19 protein-coding genes and 1 riboswitch are annotated in these 21,917 nt (G+C 73.4%); of the genes, 8 read left to right on the forward strand and 11 right to left on the reverse strand.

From position 1 onward, the window contains the following. The first annotated feature begins 73 nt into the window (after positions 1-73). The 3 genes from ACQKM2_RS34305 to ACQKM2_RS34315 all read left to right on the forward strand — a co-directional run bounded on the left by ACQKM2_RS34305 (position 74) and on the right by ACQKM2_RS34315 (position 4,466). Positions 74-709 (forward strand): uridine kinase family protein, encoded by a 636-nt coding sequence (locus ACQKM2_RS34305; RefSeq protein ID WP_427716818.1) that lies wholly within the window; start codon positions 74-76, stop codon positions 707-709. 366 nt (positions 710-1,075) lie between these two features. After that, the gene (locus ACQKM2_RS34310) at positions 1,076-2,992 is read left to right on the forward strand and encodes an AAA family ATPase (protein ID WP_427716820.1); all 1,917 of its coding nucleotides are present in this window, start codon (positions 1,076-1,078) and stop codon (positions 2,990-2,992) included. Positions 2,993-3,089: 97 nt separating this feature from the next. Next, complete coding sequence (locus ACQKM2_RS34315; RefSeq protein WP_427716821.1) at positions 3,090-4,466, forward strand: FAD-dependent oxidoreductase; 1,377 nt, start codon at positions 3,090-3,092, stop codon at positions 4,464-4,466. Between the two features lie 6 nt (positions 4,467-4,472). Here ACQKM2_RS34315 and ACQKM2_RS34320 read toward each other — a convergent pair whose 3' ends face one another. The 10 genes from ACQKM2_RS34320 to ribD form a co-directional block, all read right to left on the reverse strand. Continuing rightward, the gene (locus ACQKM2_RS34320) at positions 4,473-5,513 is read right to left on the reverse strand and encodes a hemolysin family protein (protein WP_427716823.1); all 1,041 of its coding nucleotides are present in this window, start codon (positions 5,511-5,513) and stop codon (positions 4,473-4,475) included. Beyond that, positions 5,510-6,877: a hemolysin family protein gene (locus tag ACQKM2_RS34325; RefSeq protein WP_427716824.1), complete on the reverse strand. Its 1,368-nt coding sequence runs from the start codon at positions 6,875-6,877 to the stop codon at positions 5,510-5,512. Before ACQKM2_RS34325 ends, ACQKM2_RS34320 begins: the two co-directional genes overlap by 4 nt. 199 nt (positions 6,878-7,076) lie before the next feature. After that, positions 7,077-7,541, reverse strand: coding sequence for a PH domain-containing protein (locus ACQKM2_RS34330; RefSeq protein ID WP_427716826.1), 465 nt, complete (start codon positions 7,539-7,541; stop codon positions 7,077-7,079). Positions 7,542-7,655: 114 nt separating this feature from the next. Further along, positions 7,656-8,504 (reverse strand): ATP phosphoribosyltransferase, encoded by an 849-nt coding sequence (gene hisG, locus ACQKM2_RS34335; RefSeq protein ID WP_125603397.1) that lies wholly within the window; start codon positions 8,502-8,504, stop codon positions 7,656-7,658. A 90-nt stretch (positions 8,505-8,594) separates the two neighbouring features. Then, a complete protein-coding gene (locus tag ACQKM2_RS34340; protein ID WP_007262950.1) occupies positions 8,595-8,876 on the reverse strand; it encodes a phosphoribosyl-ATP diphosphatase in 282 nt (93 codons plus the stop codon). A gap of 58 nt (positions 8,877-8,934) precedes the next feature. Beyond that, on the reverse strand, positions 8,935-9,420 hold the full coding sequence (ribH, locus tag ACQKM2_RS34345) for a 6,7-dimethyl-8-ribityllumazine synthase (protein ID WP_427716828.1): 486 nt from the start codon (positions 9,418-9,420) through the stop codon (positions 8,935-8,937). Between the two features lie 61 nt (positions 9,421-9,481). Then, on the reverse strand, positions 9,482-10,777 hold the full coding sequence (locus ACQKM2_RS34350) for a bifunctional 3,4-dihydroxy-2-butanone-4-phosphate synthase/GTP cyclohydrolase II (protein ID WP_427716830.1): 1,296 nt from the start codon (positions 10,775-10,777) through the stop codon (positions 9,482-9,484). After that, positions 10,774-11,427: a nicotinamide mononucleotide transporter family protein gene (locus ACQKM2_RS34355; RefSeq protein WP_427716832.1), complete on the reverse strand. Its 654-nt coding sequence runs from the start codon at positions 11,425-11,427 to the stop codon at positions 10,774-10,776. The genes ACQKM2_RS34350 and ACQKM2_RS34355 overlap by 4 nt, the downstream gene beginning before the upstream one ends. Continuing rightward, positions 11,424-12,047: a riboflavin synthase gene (locus ACQKM2_RS34360; RefSeq protein WP_427716834.1), complete on the reverse strand. Its 624-nt coding sequence runs from the start codon at positions 12,045-12,047 to the stop codon at positions 11,424-11,426. Before ACQKM2_RS34360 ends, ACQKM2_RS34355 begins: the two co-directional genes overlap by 4 nt. Further along, positions 12,048-13,178 carry a bifunctional diaminohydroxyphosphoribosylaminopyrimidine deaminase/5-amino-6-(5-phosphoribosylamino)uracil reductase RibD gene (gene ribD, locus ACQKM2_RS34365; RefSeq protein ID WP_427716836.1) on the reverse strand — a complete coding sequence of 377 codons (1,131 nt, stop codon included), beginning with the start codon at positions 13,176-13,178 and terminating at the stop codon, positions 12,048-12,050. It abuts the gene before it with no gap. Positions 13,179-13,330: 152 nt separating this feature from the next. Further along, positions 13,331-13,460, reverse strand: a riboswitch (FMN riboswitch). A gap of 298 nt (positions 13,461-13,758) precedes the next feature. Here ribD and ACQKM2_RS34370 point away from each other — a divergent pair. Both ACQKM2_RS34370 and ACQKM2_RS34375 read left to right on the forward strand, forming a co-directional pair. Beyond that, complete coding sequence (locus ACQKM2_RS34370) at positions 13,759-16,098, forward strand: chitinase C-terminal domain-containing protein (protein ID WP_427716837.1); 2,340 nt, start codon at positions 13,759-13,761, stop codon at positions 16,096-16,098. Between the two features lie 147 nt (positions 16,099-16,245). Then, positions 16,246-16,983, forward strand: coding sequence for an SDR family oxidoreductase (locus ACQKM2_RS34375; protein ID WP_427716839.1), 738 nt, complete (start codon positions 16,246-16,248; stop codon positions 16,981-16,983). A 24-nt stretch (positions 16,984-17,007) separates the two neighbouring features. On the opposite strand, the gene ACQKM2_RS34380 is transcribed toward ACQKM2_RS34375, so the two are convergent. Further along, positions 17,008-18,174, reverse strand: a complete 1,167-nt coding sequence (locus ACQKM2_RS34380; protein ID WP_427716841.1) for an ROK family transcriptional regulator — start codon at positions 18,172-18,174, stop codon at positions 17,008-17,010. 55 nt (positions 18,175-18,229) lie between these two features. Here ACQKM2_RS34380 and ACQKM2_RS34385 point away from each other — a divergent pair, with 55 nt between their 5' ends. The 3 genes from ACQKM2_RS34385 (at position 18,230) to ACQKM2_RS34395 (ending at position 21,692) form a co-directional block, all read left to right on the forward strand. Continuing rightward, on the forward strand, positions 18,230-19,444 hold the full coding sequence (locus tag ACQKM2_RS34385; protein WP_427716842.1) for an MFS transporter: 1,215 nt from the start codon (positions 18,230-18,232) through the stop codon (positions 19,442-19,444). Positions 19,445-19,549: 105 nt separating this feature from the next. After that, positions 19,550-20,938: a uracil-xanthine permease family protein gene (locus tag ACQKM2_RS34390; protein WP_427716848.1), complete on the forward strand. Its 1,389-nt coding sequence runs from the start codon at positions 19,550-19,552 to the stop codon at positions 20,936-20,938. 76 nt (positions 20,939-21,014) lie between these two features. Continuing rightward, complete coding sequence (locus tag ACQKM2_RS34395; protein ID WP_427716844.1) at positions 21,015-21,692, forward strand: DUF5995 family protein; 678 nt, start codon at positions 21,015-21,017, stop codon at positions 21,690-21,692. Positions 21,693-21,917: the final 225 nt, after the last annotated feature.

Below are 21,917 nucleotides of genomic sequence, written 5' to 3' on the forward strand. Positions count from 1 at the left end.
CTCCACCCTTCCAGTTCCCGGCCGTGCGGCGGCGAAGCCCGGGGCCCGTGTCGGGGGCCCGTACCCTGGCCGGGTGGAGCCACAGCAGTCACTTGAGTCACTCGCGCGGGAGCTCGCCGCCCTGCCGCCCTCGCTCGGCCCGGTGCGGCTGATCGGCATCGACGGGCACGCCGGGTCGGGCAAGAGCACCTTCGCGGGGCGGCTCTCCGACGCCCTGGGCGGCGCTCCGGTGCTGCACCTGGACGACGTGGCCACCCACGAGGAGCCGTTCGGCTGGGCGGGGCGGCTGCGGGCGCAGGTGCTGGAGCCGCTGGCCGCCGGACGGGCCGCGCACTGGGCCCCGTACGACTGGGTGGAGCGCCGGTTCGCCGCCGAGCGGGTGCTGGAGCCCGCGCCCGTGCTGCTCGTCGAGGGCGTGGGGGCGGGACGGCGGGCACTGCGGCCCCGTCTGGCACGGCTGCTGTGGATGGAGACCCCGCGGGAGAGGTCCTGGGGGCGCGGGCGGAACCGGGACGGACAGGAGCTTTCCGACTTCTGGGACGGATGGGAGCGCGCGGAGCTCGCGCACTTCTCGGACGACCCTTCACGCCCCTTCGCGGACACCTTGGTACACCAGAGTGGTACGGGATACGAGTGGACTTCCGGGGCTTCTGCGACCCCGGGAACGGCCCCTTCCGTCACCGAGCGTCACGGACTCCCCCAGGCCTGAGCGGCCGCGCCCCGACGGCCGCACGGGGCTTCCCCGACCCGCTTGACCCGGGCCCGGGAACCGCCGTACGTTCTGAATGCGCGGTCCGCAAGGGCCGCCGCGGACGCGAAGCCCCCGATTGTTCCCCCGTGATCGGGGGCTTCGTTCTGCCCGGGACCGGTGCGCCGCGCGTCACTGCGCCCGCCCTTCTTCACCCTGAGTTACCCTGCGCTTCCGGGGCACGCCCACGACCCGTGCCCACCGCACCCTGGGTAAGGTGCGTCACCGCAGGTACGATGCAGCCCTGATTTCATCGGCGGGGTCGACAACTCTGGTGCGCGACGCGGAGTTTGCCGCGCACCACGGGGCATGCTTGTGGGGGATGTGATGGACTTCGGCATGCCGGGCAGCGCACACGCTCCGGCCGAACTCGCCTGGCTCCGCGGGGTCGACGCCTGCACGATGGGCGCGTACCCGCAGGCCGAGGAGGAGTTCCGCACGGCGGTCGGGCTCGATCCCACCATGGCCGACGCCTGGCTGGGACTGCACGCGCTGCGGGTGGACACCACCAACGCCTTATTGCGGATGTACGCCCACCGGGACCGCTTCGGCGAACAGCGCACCCGGCACCGGCGAACCCTCAACTCCTGGTACTGGCTGGGCTGGTGGGTGCAGCCGGTGCTGGAGAGCCGGCGGGACCTGCTGCTGGCCCACGCCTCGCACTGGCTGGACGGCCGCCACGTCCCCGAGCTGGACCAGGCCCTCGCCGCGCTGCCGCCGGTCGACACCGATCCCCAGGTCCGGTTCCTGCACGCCTGCCGGGCCTACCTGGTCAAGGACTGGGAGCAGCTCGTACGGCACACCGAGCCGCTGGTGCTCGACCCGCTGCTCGGGATCGAGGCGGGGCTCTTCGGCGGGATGGCCCGGGTCCGGCTGGAGATGTACGGGCAGGCGGAACCGATGCTGTCCGCCGCGCTGATGCGCTGCCGCAGCGAGCAGCCCCAGCGCAAGGAGCTGCGCTACTGGCTGGCGCGGGCCCGCGAGGGCACCGGGCGCAGCGCGGCGGCACTGCCGCTGTACCGGGCCGTCCACCGGGTGGACCCGGCGTTCATGGACACCGCGGCCCGGCTGACGGCGATCGAGGACAGCACCGACCCCGACGACATGGCCGGGCTGGCCGACGCCTTCGGGTACGGCGGGTACGGCGGCCACCTGAGCGAGGGCTTCGCCGGGCACTACGCGGCGGTCGCCCTGGGCGGCGGGGGCGGGGGCGGCGGGGGCGGCCCGGTCCAGGACATCGCGCCGGACGGGCAGGTGGACGCCGATCCGCCGACCCCCGGGGAGCCGCCGGGAACGGGCCGGCTGGAGGGCGTACGGCACCGGCTGCCGGTGCCCCCGCAGGGCGCCCCGCCCGGGCTGCCGGCCGGCCCGCCCGATCCGGCGCTGCTCGCCGAGGCGCTGGCGGAGCTGGAGCGGATGGTCGGCCTGGAGCCGGTGAAGCGGCAGGTGAAGGCGCTGTCGGCGCAGCTGCACATGGCCCGGCTGCGGGCCGCGCAGGGCCTTCCGGTACAGCCGCCGAAGCGGCACTTCGTCTTCTCGGGGCCCTCGGGAACGGGCAAGACCACGGTGGCCCGGATCCTGGGGCGGGTCTTCTACGCGCTGGGCCTGCTGGGCGGGGACCACCTGGTGGAGGCCCAACGGGCCGACCTGGTAGGGGAGTTCCTCGGGCAGACCGCGGTCAAGGCGAACGAGCTGATCGACTCCGCGATCGGCGGGGTGCTGTTCGTGGACGAGGCGTACAGCCTGTCCAACTCGGGCTACAGCAAGGGCGACGCGTACGGCGACGAGGCCCTGCAGGTGCTGCTGAAGCGGGCCGAGGACAACCGGGACCACCTCGTCGTCATCCTGGCGGGCTACCCGGCGGGGATGGACCGGCTGCTGGCCGCCAATCCGGGGCTGTCCTCGCGGTTCACGACCCGGGTCGACTTCCCGAGCTACCGGCCGGCGGAACTGACCGCGATCGGCGGGGTGCTGGCGGAGGCGAACGGGGACGGCTGGGACGAGGAGGCGCGGGAGGAGCTGCGCAGCATCAGCGGGCACGTGGTGGAGCAGGGCTGGATCGACGAGCTGGGGAACGGGCGGTTCCTGCGCACGCTGTACGAGAAGAGCTGCGCCTACCGGGACCTGCGGCTGGCGGGGTTCGCCGGTGAGCCGTCGCGGGAGGACCTGGCGACGCTGCGGCTGCCGGACCTCATGCAGGCGTACGGGGAAGTGCTCTCCGGGCGTGGCCCGAGCCCTTCCTGACGGGCTGCGGGGCGTGCCGGCGGGGCGACCCGGTGGCCGGGCGGGGGTCACCCGGCCTGTAGGGTCGATCCGCAACACGACGCGAAGGGGAGCCTCAGTGGCGCGGGTTGCAGTGATAGGCGGGGGTGTCAGCGGGCTGGGAACGGCCCTCTTGCTCGGACGGCGGGGCCATGCGGTCACCCTGTACGAGCAGGACGTCCGGGGGGTCGGGGAGGACCTCGACCGGGACTTCTTCGCATGGGACCGGCCCCGGGTCCCGCAGGCCGTGCAGCCGCACTCCTTCCTCGCCCCCGTGCGCAGCGTCCTGCGCGCCGAGACCCCCGACGTCTACGCGGACCTGCTGGCGCGCGGCGCCCGGGAGTACCACGACTTCGACTGGTTCGGCGAGCACCCGCCGGTCCGGGACGGGGACGAGGAGCTGGTGACATTGCGGACCCGGCGCATCGTGCTGGAGGCGGCGCTGGCCTCGGCGGTGCGCCGGGAGGCGGCCGTCGAGGTGCGGCACGGCAGCCGGGTGAGCGGGCTCGCCTTCGCCGAGGGCAGCCCGCCGCGGGTCACCGGCGTGCGGGTGGGGGACGCGGAACACGGGGCTGATCTGGTCGTCGACGCGTCCGGGCGGCGTTCGCCGGTCCCCGCCTGGCTCACGGCGGCCGGCTGCCGGGCACCCGTCGTCGACAGCCACCGCACCGGGCTCGCCTACTTCTGCCGCTGGTACGCGCTGCGGGCCGACGGCCCCCGGGACCCCGGGAAGGTGAAGACCGGCTCGGCCGCGCCGTTCGCGCTCGCCGGGGTGTTCCCGTCCGACAACGACACCTTCGCGGTGCACCTGGTGCTCTCCACGGGCGACCCGACCCGGAGCGCGGTCACCGACCCGGCCGTGTTCGAGGCCGCCGCCCGCCGCTTCCCCGCTGCCGCCGCCTGGCTCGGCCTGGACCCCGAACCGCAGTCGGCCGTGCTGCCCATGGCGGGCCTGCCCAACCGCTGGACCTCCCTGACCGACGACGCCGGGCCGGTGGTCACCGGCCTGGTCAACGCGGGCGACAGCCTCGTCCACACCAACCCGACGCTGGGCCACGGCGTCGCCTTCGGCCTGCTCGCCGCCCGGTACCTGGCCGCCCACGCCGACGAGACGGCCTCGGACCCGTCCGGCTACCACGAGTGGACGGTCCGGAACCTGCGCCCGTGGTTCGACGACCAGGTGGCCGCCGACCGGGCCAACGAGCAGCGCCTCGCCGAGAGCGCCCCGGCGTCGCCGGACCGGCGGGCGGCCGCCGTGGGCGCCTGCGCCTTCGAGGACCCGGTGGTGATGCGGGCCCGGGCCCGGGTCCGCCACCTCCTGCTGCCGGCCGCGGAGGCCTACGGGAGCGAGGAGGTGGACCGGGCCGTGACGGCCTGGCTGGAGGCCAACCCGGACTTCGCGCCGGGGCACGACGGCCCGACCCGGGACGAGTGGGAGGCACTCGTCCCGGGCTGAGCCGGATCAGGCGCGGGCGAAGGGCCGGTGGGCGGGGTCGCGGACCTCGCCCACCAGCATTTCGAGGACGTCCTCCAGGGCCACCAGGCCCAGGATCCGGCCCGACGGGTCGGCCACCTGGGCCAGGTGGGTGGCGTCGCGGCGCATGACGCTGAGGGCGTCGTCCAGCGGCAGGGTGGAGCACAGGGTGGTCATCCGGCGCCACACCCGCTGCGGTACCGCCCGCTCGCGGTCCTCCAGGTCGAGGACGTCCTTGACGTGGAGGTACCCCATGAACGCCCCGGCCTCGGAGCGGACGGGGAACCGGGAGTAGCCCGTGCGGACCGTCAGCTGCTCGATCTGCCGGGGGGTGACGGCCGGGCCCACCGTGACGAGGCGGTCCCGCCTGAGCAGGACGTCGGTGACCGGGCGGCTGCCCAGTTCCAGGGCGTCCTCCAGGCGCTCCTGCTCGACCGGTTCGAGGAGCCCGGCCTGCCGGGAGTCCTCCACCAGCCGGCCCAGCTGCGCGCTGGTGTAGACGGCCTCGACCTCGTCCTTCGGCTCGACCTTGAACAGCCGCAGGACCAGCGCGGCGCACGCGCCGAGCGCCGTGGTGACGGGGCCGCAGAGGCGGGCGAAGGCGACCAGCCCGGGGCTGAACCACAGGGCGGTCTTCTCGGGGGCGGCCATGGCGAGGTTCTTCGGGACCATCTCGCCGATGACCAGGTGCAGGAAGACGACCGCCGACAGGGCCACCACGTAGCCGAGGGGGTGGATCAGGCCCTCGGGCACGTGCAGGGCGTGGAAGACGGGCTCCAGCAGCCGGGCCACCGTGGGCTCGGCGACGGCGCCGAGGGTCAGCGAGCACATGGTGATGCCGAACTGGGCGGCGGCCATCATGCGCGGCAGGTTCTCCAGGCCGTACAGCACCTGGCGGGCCCGCTTGGACCCGGCGGCCAGCGGCTCGATCTGGCTGCGGCGTACGGAGACGAGCGCGAACTCGGCGCCGACGAAGAAGCCGTTGGCCAGGACGAGGAGCAGGGCGAAGAGGAGCTGGAGCGCGTTCACAGGGCGGCGCCTTCCAGCTCGGCGGCCGGGCGGCCGCTCGCGGGGGCCGGCACGGCGGTGAGGCGTACCAGGCGCACCCGCTCCGCGCGGTTGCGCCGGACCTGACGGACGGACAGCTTCCAGCCGGGCAGCTCGGCCCGGTCCCCGGGGGAGGGGATCCGGCCGAGGAGGTCGGCCACGAGCCCGGCGACGGTCTCGTAGGGCCCCTCGGGCACTTCGAGGCCTATCCGGCGCAGGGTCTGCACGCGGCAGCTGCCGTCGGCCTCCCAGGAGGGGCGGCCGTCCTCGCCGGGTACGGCGGCCAGTTCGGGGCTGTCGTCCTCGGCGAGGTCGTGCTCGTCGCGGACCTCTCCGACGAGTTCCTCCACGATGTCCTCCAGGGTGACCACGCCGGCGGTGCCGCCGTACTCGTCGACGACCACGGCCATGGGCTGTTCGCTGCGCAGCCGCTCCAGCAGGGGCTGGACCGGCAGGGAGCCGGGGACCAGCAGCGGGGCGACGCAGATCCGGGCGACGGAGGTGCGGGCGCGTTCGTACTCGGGCACGGCGAGGGCGTCCTTGAGGTGGACGACGCCGGTGACCTCGTCGATGCGCTCGCGGTAGACCGGGAAGCGGGACAGGCCGGTGGCCCGGGTCAGGTTCAGCACGTCGGCCGCGGTGGCCGTGTCCTGGAGGGCGCTGACCTTCACGCGGGGGGTCATGACGTGCTGGGCGGTGAGTTCGCCGAGCGAGAGGGTCCGTACGAAGAGGTCGGCGGTGTCCTGTTCGAGGGCGCCGGCCTGGGCCGAATGGCGGACCAGGGAGACCAGTTCGCCGGGGGTGCGGGCGGAGGCCATCTCCTCGGCGGGCTCCACGCCGAGCGCCCGCACGAGGCGGTTGGCGACGGAGTTGAGGCCGGCGATGACGGGCCGGAAGGCCCGGGAGAAGGCCTGCTGCGGACCGGCCACGAAGCGGGCCACCTGGAGCGGCCGGGAGACCGCCCAGTTCTTCGGGACGAGCTCGCCGACGACCATCTGCACGGCGGAGGCGAGCAGCATGCCGGTGAAGACGGCGATGCCGGAGACGGCTCCGGCGGGCAGGCCGGTGGCGGCGAGCGGCCCCGACAGCAGGCCGGCGAGGGCCGGTTCGGCGAGCATGCCGACGACGAGCGAGGTGATGGTGATGCCGAGCTGGGTGCCGGAGAGCTGGAAGGACAGCTCCCGCAGGGCTTCGACGACCGTGCGGGCACGGCGGTCGCCCTCGGCTGCGGCGCGCTCGGCCTCGGGCTTCTCGACGGTGACGAGGCCGAACTCGGCCGCCACGAAGAAACCGTTGGCGAGGATCAGTGCGAAGGCCGCCACGAGCAGCAGTAGCGGGATGGTCATGCCGCCGCCTCCGTGGGGAGGGCGGCGCGGGTACTACCGGACGATCCGTCCATTGCTGGAGGGAGTCACTCCTCTGGTCGCAGGTGCCCACGGGCCACGGGGTCCCGGGGCGGTGGGAGGGCGCACGGGCGCGCCCCGCCACCAGGGTAGTCATTGAGATCGCCGCCGCAATGGGACGCAGCGACGGGGCCCGGCCGGGTCAGTGGTCGTTTGTGCCGGTTCCGTGGGTTTCGGCGAGGGCGCGCAGGGCGCGGGCGTCGCCGATGGCCCGGGCCCTGGCCACGCCGGGCTGGATGCCGAGAACGGGCAGGCTGGTGCCGTCGTTGAGGTCGAGGAAGACCCACGGGTCGCCGGGGCGGAGGTTGACGCGGAGGATCTGCGCCCACTCCAGGCGGCGGGTGGTGGTGAGGTTCACCACGGTGACGCCGCTCTCGTCCGCGACCACCTTGGGGCGGCTGAGCAGGACGAGGACGGAGGCCATCAGGGCGGCGGTGAAGACGAAGCTGACCCGCTCGCCGGGGCTGAGGTTCTCCAGGAGCAGCGCGATCGCCGTGATGGTGGCGAACATGACGGTCCCGACGCTGAGCAGCACCGCCCGGGTGCGGTTCGGCCGGAAGGTGACCGGCAGGGCGGGGGGTGCGGGGTGGGCGGCGGACTCGCTCATGGTGCGCTGGGCCTTCTGGGGTCGCGTACGGGAGACGGCGCGGGGGTGCTGCGCCGTACGGGGGCGGTGGGGCCGGGAGGGGTCCGGGTGCGGACCCCTGCCGGCGGGACCGTCCTAGAGGCGGCAGGCGTGGATCGAGGTGGTGAGGATCGCGCGCGCGCCGAGCTCGTACAGGTCGTCCATGATCCGCTGGGCCTCCTTGGCGGGGACCATGGCGCGGACCGCGACCCAGCCCTCGTTGTGGAGCGGGGAGATCGTCGGGGACTCCAGGCCCGGGGTGAGGGCGACGGCGCGCTCCAGGTGCTCGGCGCGGCAGTCGTAGTCCATCATCACGTAGCTGCGGGCCACCAGGACGCCCTGGAGGCGGCGCAGGAACTGCGCGACCTTGGGGTCCTCGACGCCGGCGCCGGTGCGGCGGATGACGGTCGCCTCGGACTGGAGGATCGGCTCGCCGATGACCTCCAGGCCGGCGTTGCGCAGGCTGGTGCCGGTCTCGACGACGTCGGCGATGACCTGCGCGACGCCGAGCTCGATGGCGGTCTCGACGGCGCCGTCCAGGTGGACGACGGAGGCGTCGATGCCCTGGTCGGCGAGGTGCTTGGCGACGATCCCCTCGTACGAGGTGGCGATCGTCATCCCGCCGAAGTCCTCGGGGCCCTTGGCGGTGCCGGGCTTGGTGGCGTAGCGGAAGGTGGACCGGCCGAAGTTCAGCGGCAGGATCTCCTCGGCGTTGGCGCCGGAGTCGAGCAGCAGGTCGCGGCCGGTGATGCCGATGTCCAGCTTGCCCGAGGCGACGTAGATCGCGATGTCCTTCGGGCGGAGGTAGAAGAACTCGACCTCGTTGTCGGGGTCGACCGTGACGAGTTCCTTGGACTCCTTGCGCTGGCGGTAGCCGGCCTCATGGAGCATCGCCGACGCCGGTCCGGAGAGTGAACCCTTGTTGGGGACGGCGATGCGCAGCATGGGCTTCCTTTGGTGCGTAGGTGCGAAGGGTGTGGGCGGGGCGGGGGCCCCGACCCCGGTACTGCGGGCTCCGGTACGGCGGGCTCCGGCCTAGAGGTGCGCGTAGACGTCGTCGAGGGAGATCCCGCGCGCCACCATCATCACCTGGACGTGGTAGAGCAGCTGGGAGATCTCCTCGGCGGCGGCTTCCTTGCCCTCGTACTCGGCGGCCATCCAGACTTCGGCGGCCTCCTCGACGATCTTCTTGCCGATGGCATGGACGCCCTTGCCGACGAGCTCGGCGGTGCGGGAGGTGCTGGGGTCGCCGTTGGCGGCCTTGTGCTGGAGCTCCGTGAAGAGCTCTTCGAAGCTCTTGGTGGGTTCGTTCGCCATGATGCCCTTAGAGTACGGGCTCACCCGGGTCCCCCGGTGCCGGGGTTCACTCCTTGGACTACCGCCAGGGTTCGCTGACGGTACGCAGCGTCATGGCGGTGGCGACGGCGGCGGTGACCGCTTCGTGCCCCTTGTCCTCGTTCGACCCTTCGAGGCCGGCGCGGTCCAGCGCCTGCTCGTCGTTGTCGCAGGTCAGGACGCCGAAGCCGACGGGGACTCCGGTGTCGATCGACACCTGCACCAGGCCCTGGGTGACGCCCTGGCAGACGTAGTCGAAGTGCGGGGTGCCGCCGCGGATGACCACGCCGAGGGCGACGACGGCATCGTAGCCGCGGCCGGCCAGCACCTTCGCCACGACGGGGAGTTCGAAGCTGCCCGGGACGCGGAGCAGGGTGGGCTCGTCGATGCCCAGCTCGTGCAGGGCCCGCAGGGCGCCGTCGACCAGACCGTCCATGACCTTCTCGTGCCACTGGGCCGCGATCACGGCCACCCGGAGGTCTCCGCAGTTCTTCACGCTCAGTTCGGGTGCGCCCTTGCCGCTCACAGCTCTGCTCCTCGGTGTTTCGGTTGGGTGGGTACGGGTGGTGTGTCTGCTTGGTGGGTGGCTACTGGTTGCCGCAGGCGGAGGTGGGTACGGCACCCTCCAGCCAGGGCAGGTCGTGGCCCATCCGGTCCCGCTTGGTGCGCAGGTACCGCAGGTTGTGCTCCCCGGCCTCGACGGGCATGGGCTCCCGGCCGGCGACGGCGATGCCGTGGCGGACGAGGGCGTCCGACTTGTCGGGGTTGTTGGTCAGCAGCCGGACGCTGCGGACGCCGAGGTCGGCGAGCATCTGGGCGCCGGCCCCGTAGTCGCGGGCGTCGGCGGGCAGGCCGAGTTCCAGGTTGGCGTCCAGGGTGTCGCGGCCGCGCTCCTGGAGCTCGTAGGCGCGCAGCTTGGACAGCAGTCCGATGCCGCGGCCCTCGTGCCCGCGCAGGTAGACGACCACGCCGCGGCCCTCGGCCTGGATGCGGGCCATGGCGGCCTGGAGCTGGGGGCCGCAGTCGCAGCGCTGGGACTGGAAGATGTCGCCGGTCAGGCATTCGGAGTGCATCCGGACCAGGACGTCCTCGCCGTCGCCGATCTCGCCGTGGACGAGGGCGACGTGCTCGATGCCGTCGACGGTGGAGCGGTAGCCGTACGCCGTGAAGTCTCCGGCGGCGGTCGGCAGGCTGACCTCGGCCTCGCGGCGGACGGTCGGCTCGGAGGAGCGGCGGTAGGCGATCAGGTCCTCGATGGAGATGATCGTCAGGCCGTGCTTGCGGGCGAAGGGGATCAGCTCGGGGAGCCGCAGCATGACGCCGTCCTCGCCGGCGATCTCCACGATGGCGCCGGCGGGGCGCAGGCCCGCGAGCCGGGCGAGGTCGACGGCGGCCTCGGTGTGGCCGTTGCGGACCAGGACGCCGCCGGGCTTGGCGCGCAGCGGGAAGATGTGGCCGGGGCGGACGAAGTCGCCGGGCTCGGAGGTGCCGTTGGCCAGCAGCCGCAGGGTGGTGGCGCGGTCGGCGGCGGAGATGCCGGTGGTGACTCCGTGCTCGGCGGTGGCGTCGACGGAGACGGTGAAGGCGGTCTTCATCGACTCGGTGTTGTTCTGGACCATCTGCGGGAGCTCCAGGCGCTCCAGCTCGGGGCCCTCCATCGGCGCGCAGATCAGGCCCCGGCACTCGCTCATCATGAACGCGACGATCTCGGGGGTGGCCTTCTCGGCGGCGATGACGAGGTCGCCCTCGTTCTCGCGGTCCTCGTCGTCGACGACGACCACGGGGCGGCCGGCGGCGATGTCGCGGATGGCCTGCTCGACGGGGTCGAGGCGGAAGGTCTCCTGGTCGGCCGCGTCCGGCACGGACTTGAGGATGGTGGTCATGCCGTTGCTCCTTCGAGAACCGTGGCGGGGGTGGTGCGCGAGCGCTGGTACCAGTCGTAGGCGCCCCACAGGACGAGCGCGAAGTAGACGACGTAGACGAGGCCGGAGAAGGCCAGGCCGCTGTTGAAGGCGAGGGGGACGCCGACGAGGTCGACGAGGAGCCAGGCGAACCAGAACTCGACCAGGCCGCGGGCCTGGGCCACCATCGCCACGATCGTGCCGACGAAGATGTAGGCGTCGGCCCACGGGCTCCACGACAGGTTCGGGAAGAGGGTGAACAGGCCGCCCACGGCGAGGGTGCCGGCGGCGGCTCCGGCGAGGAGCAGTCCGCGCTCCTTCCAGGTGGCGGTGCGGACGGCGATGGAGCCGTCCTGGGCCTTCTGCCGGCCGAGCTGCCAGGCGCGCCAGCCCCAGACGGCGACGGAGATCACCAGGAGCTGCTTGCCGACGCCGCCCGCGAGGTGGGCGGAGGCGTAGGCGGTGACCAGGATCAGGCCGGAGAGGAGCTGGGCGGGCCAGGTCCATATGGAGCGGCGCCAGCCGAGGGCGAGGGCGGCCAGGCCCATCAGGTTGCCGATCATGTCGGACCAGATGACCTTCTGCCCGAAGACCTCGAAGGCCTGGGTGTTGAGCCAGGTCAGGGCGGTCACTGCTCCGTCTCCTTCGCGTGGAGGGGGTTCACGCCGGCGGCCAGCAGGCGCTCGACGTACTTCGCGAGGACGTCGACCTCGAGGTTGACCGGGTCGCCGCTCTGCTTGATGCCGAGGGTGGTCAGCGCGAGGGTGGTGGGGATGAGGCTGATGGTGAAGTAGTCGGCGGCGGCCTCGACCACGGTGAGGCTGACGCCGTCCACAGTGATAGAGCCCTTCTCTACGACGTACCTTGCGAGGTTCTCCGGCAGCGAGACCTTGACGATCTCCCAGTGCTCCGAGGGGGTGCGGGAGAGGATCCGGCCGGTGCCGTCGACGTGTCCCTGGACGAGGTGGCCGCCGAGGCGCCCGCCGAGTGCCATGGGGCGCTCCAGGTTGACCCGGGAGCCGGCGGCGAGGGCGCCGAGGCTGGAGCGGTTGAGGGTCTCCTGCATGACGTCGGCGGTGAACTCGCCGTCCTCGGTCTCGACGACGGTCAGGCAGACGCCGTTGACGGCGATCGAGTCGCCGTGCTTGGCGCCTTCGGTGACGACGGGGCCGCGCAGGCGGAAGCGGGAGGCCTCGGCGAGCTGCTCGACGGCGGTGACCTCGCCCAGTTCTTCGACGATTCCGGTGAACACTCAGTGCTCCTTGGGGGCGTTGGCGGGAACGGCGGTGATGCGCAGATCGGGGCCGGTGCGGACGGCCTCGGTGATGTCGAGGCGTACCGCGTGGGCGATGTTGGTGATGCCGGCGCCGGCGAGGGCGGCGGGGCCGGCGCCGAGGAGGGCCGGGGCGATGTAGCCGACGACGCGGTCGACGGCCCCGGCTTCCAGGAAGGCTCCGGCGAGGGTGGGTCCGCCTTCGAGGAGGACGGAGCGCACTCCGCGCCCGTACAGCTCGGCGAGGAGGAGGTCGAGGGGGAGGCGGCCGTCGCGCAGCGGCAGCCGCAGCACGTCGGTGCCGGGCAGGTGCGCGGTGTCGGCGTCCTCGCCGGTGACGATCAGGGTGGGGCCGGCGTCGTCGAGGATGCGGGCGGTGGCCGGGAGGCCGGCGCGGGTGTCGAGGGCGACGCGCAGCGGCTGGACGGCTCCGTCGACGCCGCGGACGGCGAGGTGGGGGTCGTCGGCGCGCAGGGTGCCGCCGCCGACGAGGACCGCGTCGGCCTCGGCGCGCAGCCGGTGGACGTCGGCGCGGGACTCGGGGGAGGTGATCCAGCGGCTGCTGCCGTCCTCGGCGGCGCTGCGGCCGTCGAGGGTGGCGGCGTACTTCCAGGTGACGTGGGGGCGGCCGAGGCGGACGGAGGTCAGCCAGGCGGTGTTGCCCTGTTCGGCCTCGTCGGCCAGCAGGCCGGCCTCGGTGGCGATCCCGGCGGCGCGCAGGGTGGCTCCGCCGCCGCTGGCCTGCGGGTTCGGGTCGGAGACGGCGTAGACCACGCGGGTGATGCCGGCGTCGACGAGGGCCTGGGCGCAGGGGCCGGTGCGGCCGGTGTGGTTGCAGGGTTCGAGGGTGACGTAGGCGGTGCCGCCGCGGGCGGCGTCCCCCGCCGCGCGCAGGGCGTGGACCTCGGCGTGCGGGCCGCCGGCCCGCTCGTGCCAGCCTTCGCCGACGACGGCGCCCGCGGGGTCGGTGATGACGCAGCCGACGACGGGGTTGGGGCTGGTGGAGCCGAGTCCGCGGGAGGCCAGCTCGATGGCCCGGCGCATCGCGGTGATGCTCGGGTCGGGTGCTGCCTGCGCGGCGTGTGTCGCCACCGGGTCCTCCTGCCTCATCGGGCACGGACTCCGGGGCCTGTCGGGATACGACAGATGAAGCGGGTAGCGCACGCGGGGACGCCGAGGCCGGAAAGCACGGTCCGTCCGACACGTATCCGCTGGGGATACGCCGATGGACCGCCGACGGCGGCGTACCGGTGACTGGCCCGCCGCGCACTGCCTCCCATCCGGACTTTAACCGTCGGTCCAGGAATTTCACCTGGTCAACCGGCCGCTGGATGCGGACGGGTCGCGGACTATACCGCCGGTTCGGAATTACACCGACCCCGGAGTGCGCTGCTACTGGTACTAGGGCCAGTGTGCCACGGGTGATCGGAGGCCATGCGGGTGAAGCGCTGTGGCCTGGCTCACACGGGCGCCGTTCTCGAGCGCCCCTATTGCGCCACCGGTGTCTCGATCCCCGCCCGCCCCGCTTTGGTCCAGACCTATTGACGGGTTGGTCTAGTCCTTTTAACGTTCCCTTCATCTTCCCCGGGAGCCGGCCTGTCGACGTGCGCACGTCACGGGCCAACCAGCGCCACCTTCCTGCCTGTTGCCGCACGTTGGCCCTGCCATCCTCCCCTCCCCAGGAGGCTCCATGCTGTCCCCCACGCGTACGAGAGCGATGCTCCTGGCATCCGGCGCGACCATCGCCGGACTGCTGTTCGGCGGACTCTCCGCGGGCGTGTCCCACGCCGCCCCCGACAACGAGACCTGTCGCCCGGACGGGCTCTACAAGACGACCGGCGTCGACGTCCCGTACTGCTCGGTCTACGACTCCGAAGGCCGCGAGAAGATGGGCGCCGACCACCAGCGCCGCGTCATCGGCTACTTCACCGGCTGGCGCACCGGCAAGGACGGCACGCCCGCCTACCTCGCCAACAACATCCCGTGGTCCAAGGTCACCCACCTGAACTACGCCTTCGCCCACGTCGGCGCCGACAACAAGATCTCGGTCGGGTCGGACAACGCGAACAACGCCGCCACCGGGATGACCTGGCCGGGCGTCGCGGGGGCCGAGATGGACCCGGCCCTCCCGTACAAGGGCCACTTCAACCTGCTGAACAAGTTCAAGAAGCAGTACCCGAACGTGAAGACCCTGATCTCGGTCGGCGGCTGGGCCGAGACCGGCGGCTACTTCGGCGACGACGGCAACCGGGTCGCCTCCGGCGGCTTCTACTCGATGGCCACCAACGCCGACGGCTCGGTCAACCAGGCGGGCATCGAGACCTTCGCGGACTCCTCGGTGGAGTTCGTCCGCAAGTACGGGTTCAACGGCGTCGACATCGACTACGAGTACCCGACCACCATGAAGGACGCGGGCAACCCGCTGGACTGGCAGCTGTCCAACGCCCGCCGGGCCGGCCTGGTCAAGGGCTACGACGTCCTCATGAAGACGCTGCGCGAGAAGCTCGACCGCGCGGGCGCCGCCGACGGCAAGCACTACCTGCTCTCCGTCGCCGCCCCCTCCTCCGGCTACCTGCTGCGGGGCATGGAGACGTTCCAGATGCAGAAGTACCTGGACTACGTCAACATCATGTCCTACGACCTGCACGGCGCCTGGAACGAGTACGTCGGCCCCAACGCCTCCCTCTTCGACGACGGCAAGGACGCCGAACTGGCGGCCGCCGGCGTCTACGGCAGCGCGCAGTACGGCGGAGTCGGGTACCTCAACACCGACTGGGCCTACCACTACTTCCGCGGCTCGATGCCCTCCGGCCGGATCAACATCGGCCTGCCGTACTACACCCGCGGCTTCAAGAACGTGCAGGGCGGCACGGACGGCCTGTGGGGCAAGGCCCCGGCCACCAGCTGCCCGGCGGGCGCCGGTCTGACCAAGTGCGGTGACGGCGCGGTCGGCATCGACAACCTGTGGCACGACAAGGACGCCAACGGGGTCGAGTCCCCGGCGGGCTCCAACCCGATGTGGCACGCCAAGAACCTGGAGAAGGGCGTCGTCGGCGACTACGTCGCCAAGTACGGCTTCCCCGCGAACACCACCCTGACCGGCAGCTACGCCCGCAAGTACGACTCCACGCTGGTGGCGCCGTGGCTGTGGAACGCGCAGAAGAAGGTCTTCCTGTCCACCGAGGACGAGCAGTCCGTCGCGGCCAAGGCCGACTACGTGGTCGACCGGGGCATCGGCGGCACGATGGTCTGGGAACTGGCCGGCGACTACGCCTACAACGCCGCCAAGGGCCAGTACGAGCCGGGCGACACGCTCACCTCCCTGATGTACGACAAGTTCAAGGCCGCCACCCCGTACGGCGCGAAGAAGGCCGGCGCCACCACCGTGCCTCCGGCGCAGGCCGTGGACATCAAGACGGAGTTCACCGAGTTCAAGCTGGGCGACTCCAACTACCCGATCACCCCGAAGCTCAAGATCACCAACAACACGAAGAGCACGCTGCCCGGCGGCACCGAGTTCCAGTTCGACTACGGCACCTCGGCCCCGGCCAACGCCTCGGACCAGTCCGGCTTCGGTACGAAGGTGATCGCCACCGGGCACACCGGCAGCAACGTCGGCGGCCTGAAGGGCGACTTCCAGCGGGTCTCCCTGAAGCTCCCGGCCTGGCAGACGCTGGCCCCGGGCGCCTCCGTCGACCTGGCGTTCAACTACTACCTGCCGGTGTCCACGCCCTCCAACTGGACGGTGAACATCTCCGGCACCACCTACGCCCTCGCCGGTGACCTGGCGCGCGGCACCACCACCGGCGAGCCGGGCGGCGGCAGCACCCCTCCGACCACCCCGCCGACGACCCCGCCGACCACCCCCGGGACCTGCACCTCCCCGGCGTACGCGGCGGGCACGGTCTACAACTCCGGGAGCGTGGTCTCGCACAAGGGCCACACCTGGAAGGCCCAGTGGTGGACGCAGAACGAGGAGCCCGGCACCACCGGCCAGTGGGGCGTCTGGAAGGACCAGGGCGCCTGCTGACCCCCTGTACCGAGCGTGAGTGAGGACCCGGTGGCCCGGCGGCCACCGGGTCCTCGCGCGTCCGGGCCCTCCGCGCGCGGCACGTCACATTCCGCGGCCCTGTTCTGTCTTCAGGGGGAAGGCACTCCCACGCGGAAGGACACCCTCATGAGCACGATCCTCGTCACCGGCGGCACCGGGAACCTCGGGGCACTGGTCGTCGACCGGCTGCGGGCCCGGGGCCACGAGGTCCGGGTCCTGAGCCGGCACTCCCCCGAATTCCCCGTGGACCTGCGGGACGGCAGCGGGCTGGACGCGGCGATGGCGCGTGCGCAGGTGGTGGTGCACTGCGCCAGCTCGCCGCGCGGCGGCGACGACCTCGCGGCCCGGCACCTGATCGCGGCGGCCCGGCGCAGCGGGACCGTCACCAACGTCGTCTACATCTCGATCGTCGGGGTGGACGTGGTGCCGCTCGGGTACTACGCGGTGAAGCGGCGTGTGGAGCGGATGCTGGAGGACTCCGGGCTGGGCGTGACCGTCCTGCGCACGACCCAGTTCCACGACCTGGTGGCGCAGGTGGTGGCCACGGCGGCGAAGCTGCCGGTGGTACCGCTGCCCGGGGGCGTACGGGTCCAGCCGGTCGCCGTCGAGGAGGTGGCGGACCGGCTCGCGGAGCTGGCCGTGCCGGTCCCGGCGGGCCGGGTGCCCGACATGGGCGGCCCGGAGACCCGCACGCTGGCGGACTGGGGCCGCGCCTACCTCGCGGCGACCGGGAGCAGGCGGCGCGTGGTCCCGCTGCCGCTCGCGGGCAAGGCGTACGCGGGCTTCCGGCGCGGCGGGAACCTGGCCCCCGGGCGGGCGGTGGGCCGGATCACCTTCGGGGAGTTCCTCCAGCGGAGGAAGTGAGCGAGGGGGCTCAGCCGGGGGGGGTCAGCCGAACAGGTCGTCCTGGGCGGCCGCCCGGGCGGCCAGGCGGGCCCCCTCCAGGACGGCCGGGCCGCCGAGCCCGGTGGCGCGGACCTCCGTCGGGACGGGGGTCAGGGCCGCCAGGCGGTCCGCGACACGGGCGGCGAGGCCGGGGCCGCCCGCACGGCCGAGCTCCCCGCCGAGGACCACGCAGCCCGGGTCCAGGACGGCGGCGACGGCCGCCGCCCCGAGGGAGAGCCGCCCGGCGAGGGCGTCGAGGAAGGCCTCCCCCGCCGCGCCTGCCACGGCCTCCTCCACGGGCCCGGTGAAGCCGTGCTCGACCGCCAGGGCGGCCACCGCCGCGCGCCCGGCCAGGGAGTGGAAGCCGCCTCCGCAGTCGGTGGCGGAGGGCAGGCCGGGGGTGCCGGGCACGGGCAGGAAGCCGATCTCGCCGGCCCCGCCGGAGGCGCCCCGGCGCAGCCGCCCGTCCAGGACGACGGCGGCGCCGACGCCCGCGCCGAGCCACAGCAGCACGAAGGAGTCCAGGTCCCGGGCGGCTCCGACGCGCTGCTCGGCCAGGGCCGCCAGGTTGGTCTCGTTCTCCACCAGCACCCGGGCCGGCAGGGTCTCCTGGAGGGCGGCCACCAGGTCCCGGTGCCAGGCGGGCAGACCGCCGGTGTCGCGCAGTTCGCCGCTCGCCGGGGCGACCAGCCCGGGCGCGCCGACGACCACGGTGTGCAGTTCCCGGGCTCCGGCCTCCCGGGTCAGCTCCGCCAGCCGGGCCACGGCCTCGCCGACCGCGTCGACGGGCAGGGCGGCGCGGGCCAGGGGGTGGCCGAGGAGGTCGGTGACGACGGCGGTCGCGCTGTCGGTCCGTACGTCCAGGGCGGCCAGGTGGGCGCGGCCGGCGACGATCCCGTAGAGGCGGGCGTTGGGGCCGCGGCGCTGTTCGCCGGACTCCCCGACGACCTCGATCAGCCCGGCCGCGCCGAGCCGTTCGACGAGGTCGGCGACGGAGGGGCGGGACAGTCCGGTCAGCCGCTTGAGCTGGGCCGCCGTCAGGGGCCCCTCCTCCTGGAGGAGTTCGAGGGCGAGGCGGTCGTTGATGGCCCGGGCCGTGCTCGGCGAGGCGGGGGACGGCGCGGCCGTCGCGGCGGGGGTCAGCACCTTGGCAGGGGTCACGGCGCCCATCCTAGGGAAGGAAATGCTCTAACTATCAGGCAGGCTCCCTGATAGTTTACTTCCCATGACAGGGGAACCCGACCTCAGCCCGGCGCGCCTGCGCCACGCCCGCTTCGCGATCGCCGCCGTCTTCTGCGTCCACGGCGGCGTCACCGGCTCCTTCGCCACCCGCATCCCCTGGATCCAGGACCACGCCCAGCTCGGTGCGGGCACCCTGGGCCTGGCCCTCGGCTTCCCGGCCCTCGGCGCGGCGCTGGCGATGCCGCTGGCCGGCCGGATCAGCCACCGCTTCGGCGCCCGCCCGGCCCTGCGCGGGCTGCTGGCCCTGTGGACGCTGTCGCTGGTCCTGCCGGGGCTGGCCCCGAACCTGTGGACCCTGTGCGGGGCCCTCTTCGTCTACGGGGCGACCGCCGGGATGTCGGACGTGGCGATGAACGCCCTCGGCGTGGAGACGGAGAACCGGCTCGGCCGGTCGATCATGTCCTCGCTGCACGGCATGTGGAGCGTGGGCGCGCTGCTGGGTTCGGCCGCCGGTACGGTCGCCGCGCACGCGGGGGCCGACGCCCGGCTGCACCACCTGGTCGCGGCTCTGGCCCTCACCGCCGCCGGGCTGGTCGCCGTACGCGGGGTGCTGGACCTGCGCGCCGCCCGCGAGGAGGAGGCCCCGCCGCGCTTCGCCCGGCCGCCGAGGACGGCCCTGCTGATCGGCGGGGTGGGCTTCTGCGCGGTCTTCGCGGAGGGGGCGAGCCTGGACTGGTCGGCGGTGTACCTGCGGGACGTGCTGGGCTCGGCGGCCGGGCCGGCGGCGGCCTCCACCACCGCGTTCGCGCTGACCATGGCGCTGGCCCGGCTGGCCGGGGACCGGGTGGTGGACCGGTTCGGGGCGGTGCGGACCGTACGGGCGGGCGGGGTGCTGGCCGTCGCGGGCGGGCTGCTGGTGGTCGGCGTCCGGCAGCCGGCGGCGGCCATGGCGGGCTTCGCGCTGATCGGGCTCGGCATCGCGGTGGTGGTGCCGCTGGCCTTCGCGGCGGCGGCGCGCAGCGGGCCGGCTCCGGCGCAGGCGATCGCCGGGGTCGCGACGATCACGTACACCTCGGGGCTGATCGCGCCGTCGGCGATCGGGGCGGTGGCGGACGCCAGCTCGCTGGTGGTTTCGTTCGGGCTGGTCACCCTGCTGGCCTGCGCGCTGACCGCGGGGGCGGGGGTGCTGCGGACCGGGCGGGTGCCGGGCGCGGCCGCTCCCGCCAATCGGGACGAACCAGCCCCTATCCGGCCGTAATATATCCGCTGGCCCGCTGCGGTGATCTCCGCGGTGATCTCTGTGGTGATCTACCGGCAGGCGGCCAGGATCCTTGATCGGCCGACGGAACGGAAGTGGTGGGACATGGGCTTCGGCGTGCGCTGGACCCTGCACGGAGACGGGCGGACGCCCGCTCCCGGCGCGGTGGTGCGGCCCGAGGAGCGGCTGTCGTGGCCGCGCACCGCCGGGCTCGGCGCCCAGCACGTCGTGGCGATGTTCGGCGCCAGCTTCGTCGCCCCGGTCCTCATGGGCCTGGACCCGAACCTGGCGATCATGATGTCCGGCATCGCGACGGTGATCTTCCTCCTCGCGACGCGCGGCCGGGTCCCCTCCTACCTGGGGTGCTCGCTCTCCTTCGTGGGCGTCGCGGCGGCGATCCGGGCGGGCGGCGGGGACAGCGCGGTGGTCACGGGCGCGGTCTTCACCGTGGGCGCGGCGCTGTTCCTGGCGGGTCTGGCCGTCCAGCGGTTCGGGGCGCGGATCATCCACGCGGCGATGCCGCCGGTGGTGACGGGCGCGGTCGTGATGCTGATCGGCTTCAACCTGGCGCCGGTCACGGCCTCGACGTACTGGCCGCAGGACCAGTGGACGGCGCTGCTGACCATGCTGTTCACCGGGCTCGCGGTGGTGTGCCTGCGCGGGTTCTGGTCGCGCATCGCGATCTTCCTGGGCCTGGTGTTCGGGTACGCCGTCTCCTGGGTCTTCGACCTGCTCTTCGGGAAGATCCACTCCACGGTGGGCGGCTCCGAGGCCGTGGACCACTGGCGGCTCGACCTCTCCGGCGTGGGCAAGGCCGACTGGATCGGACTGCCGTCCTTCCACGCCCCGGCCTTCGAGTGGTCGGCGATCCTGATCGCGCTGCCGGTGGTCATCGCGCTGATCGCCGAGAACGCCGGGCACATCAAGGCCGTCGGCGAGATGACCGGCGACCCGCTCGACGACAAGCTCGGCACCGCCATCGCCGCCGACGGCGCGGCGTCCATGCTGTCCACCGCGGTGGGCGGCCCGCCGAACACCACGTACTCCGAGAACATCGGCGTCATGGCCGCCACCCGCGTCTACTCCACGGCGGCCTACTGGGCGGCGGCGGGCTTCGCCCTGCTCTTCGGCCTGTGCCCCAAGTTCGGCGCGGTCGTCGCCGCGATCCCCGGCGGGGTGCTGGGCGGCATCACCGTGATCCTGTACGGCATGATCGGCCTGCTCGGCGCGCAGATCTGGCTGAACGGCCGGGTGGACCTGCGCAACCCGCTGAACCTGGTGCCGGCCGCGGCGGGCATCATCATCGGCGTCGGCGGGGTCGAGCTGCACTTCACCGACAGCTTCGAGCTGGGCGGCATCGCGCTCGGCACGATCGTGGTGATCACCGGCTACCACGCGCTGCGCTACTTCGCCCCCGCGCACCTGAAGGAGCAGGAGCCGCTGCTGGACTCGGGCACGTCCGACTACGACGCCGGGGGCGACAAGCGGGGTTGACGGCCCTTCGCCCGAACCGGCGAAGCCACCGGCCAAGTTCCCCGCGCCGGGCGTCCGGGCTGGGACGCTGCCCTGCATGGAAGCGGTACTCGCGCGGATGCGCGCCCTCGACGAGCGGCTCCCCGCGCAGGACGGTGTCGCCGTCTTCAACCGGGTGTACATGACCGTGACGCAGACCCTGCACCGGCGGATCGGCCAGGGCGAGTTCCCGGCGCCGCGACAGGCGCAGACGCTGGCCGTGCGGTTCGCGGAGCGGTACCTGACGGCAGTGGAGGCGGACCGGGCGCCGGCCTGCTGGCGCCCGCTGCTCCAGTACCGGCGCCACCCGGGCGTGCGGCCGCTCCAGCACGCGCTGGCCGGGATCAACGCCCACATCGGGCACGACCTGGCCCTGGCGGTGGTGTCCACCTGCCACGCCCTGGACTGCCCTCCGGCGGCCCTCGAAGCGGACTTCCACCGGGTCGGCGACACCCTGGTCTCCCTGGAGGAGCGCATCCGGGAGGACCTGATGCCGGGCCCCGACCTGCTGGAGGTCGCCGACCCGCTCACGCACCTGCTGGGCTCCTGGAGCCTGGAGCGGGCCCGGGCGGGTGCCTGGGCGTCGGCCCGCCTGCTGTGGACGCTGCGCCGCTCCCCCGATCTGGCGGAGGAGTTCGAGGAGTCCCTCGACGCGGGCGTGGGCCTGGTGGGCCGCTGCCTCCTGACCCCGACGGGACGTCGATCCGCTGCGCGGTGCTGTCCGACGCCCTGGTGACCCCGCCGCTCCGCTGCGCGGGGCCGTTCGGCCCCCGGTCCGCTGGGCGGGGTGCCGCTGCGCGGGGCGAGGTCCCCTACCCACCCTTCGCCCGTTCCTCCCCCAGCTACCGCTGGGAGGTGCCCCCAGGGCTGCGCCCGGACCCCTTTCTGGGGGCTCCGCCCCCAGACCCCCGCGCCTCAGACGCCGGCGGGGCTGGATTTCGCGCAGCGAAATTCCAGCCCG

It is taken from the genome of Streptomyces sp. NPDC004126 (assembly GCF_050275515.1).
Lineage (GTDB): Bacteria > Actinomycetota > Actinomycetes > Streptomycetales > Streptomycetaceae > Streptomyces.

What these genes read in the sequence shown, in the direction of transcription:
- ACQKM2_RS34350 (WP_427716830.1), bottom strand. Translation starts at nt 10,777, where the DNA reads ATGACCACCATCCTCAAGTCCGTGCCGGACGCGGCCGACCAGGAGACC.
- ACQKM2_RS34375 (WP_427716839.1), top strand. Translation starts at nt 16,246, where the DNA reads ATGAGCACGATCCTCGTCACCGGCGGCACCGGGAACCTCGGGGCACTG.
- ACQKM2_RS34340 (WP_007262950.1), bottom strand. Translation starts at nt 8,876, where the DNA reads ATGGCGAACGAACCCACCAAGAGCTTCGAAGAGCTCTTCACGGAGCTC.
- ACQKM2_RS34390 (WP_427716848.1), top strand. Translation starts at nt 19,550, where the DNA reads ATGGGCTTCGGCGTGCGCTGGACCCTGCACGGAGACGGGCGGACGCCC.
- ACQKM2_RS34385 (WP_427716842.1), top strand. Translation starts at nt 18,230, where the DNA reads ATGACAGGGGAACCCGACCTCAGCCCGGCGCGCCTGCGCCACGCCCGC.
- ribD (WP_427716836.1), bottom strand. Translation starts at nt 13,178, where the DNA reads ATGAGGCAGGAGGACCCGGTGGCGACACACGCCGCGCAGGCAGCACCC.
- ACQKM2_RS34395 (WP_427716844.1), top strand. Translation starts at nt 21,015, where the DNA reads ATGGAAGCGGTACTCGCGCGGATGCGCGCCCTCGACGAGCGGCTCCCC.
- ACQKM2_RS34370 (WP_427716837.1), top strand. Translation starts at nt 13,759, where the DNA reads ATGCTGTCCCCCACGCGTACGAGAGCGATGCTCCTGGCATCCGGCGCG.
- ACQKM2_RS34325 (WP_427716824.1), bottom strand. Translation starts at nt 6,877, where the DNA reads ATGACCATCCCGCTACTGCTGCTCGTGGCGGCCTTCGCACTGATCCTC.
- ACQKM2_RS34310 (WP_427716820.1), top strand. Translation starts at nt 1,076, where the DNA reads ATGGACTTCGGCATGCCGGGCAGCGCACACGCTCCGGCCGAACTCGCC.
- ACQKM2_RS34330 (WP_427716826.1), bottom strand. Translation starts at nt 7,541, where the DNA reads ATGAGCGAGTCCGCCGCCCACCCCGCACCCCCCGCCCTGCCGGTCACC.
- hisG (WP_125603397.1), bottom strand. Translation starts at nt 8,504, where the DNA reads ATGCTGCGCATCGCCGTCCCCAACAAGGGTTCACTCTCCGGACCGGCG.
- ACQKM2_RS34380 (WP_427716841.1), bottom strand. Translation starts at nt 18,174, where the DNA reads ATGGGCGCCGTGACCCCTGCCAAGGTGCTGACCCCCGCCGCGACGGCC.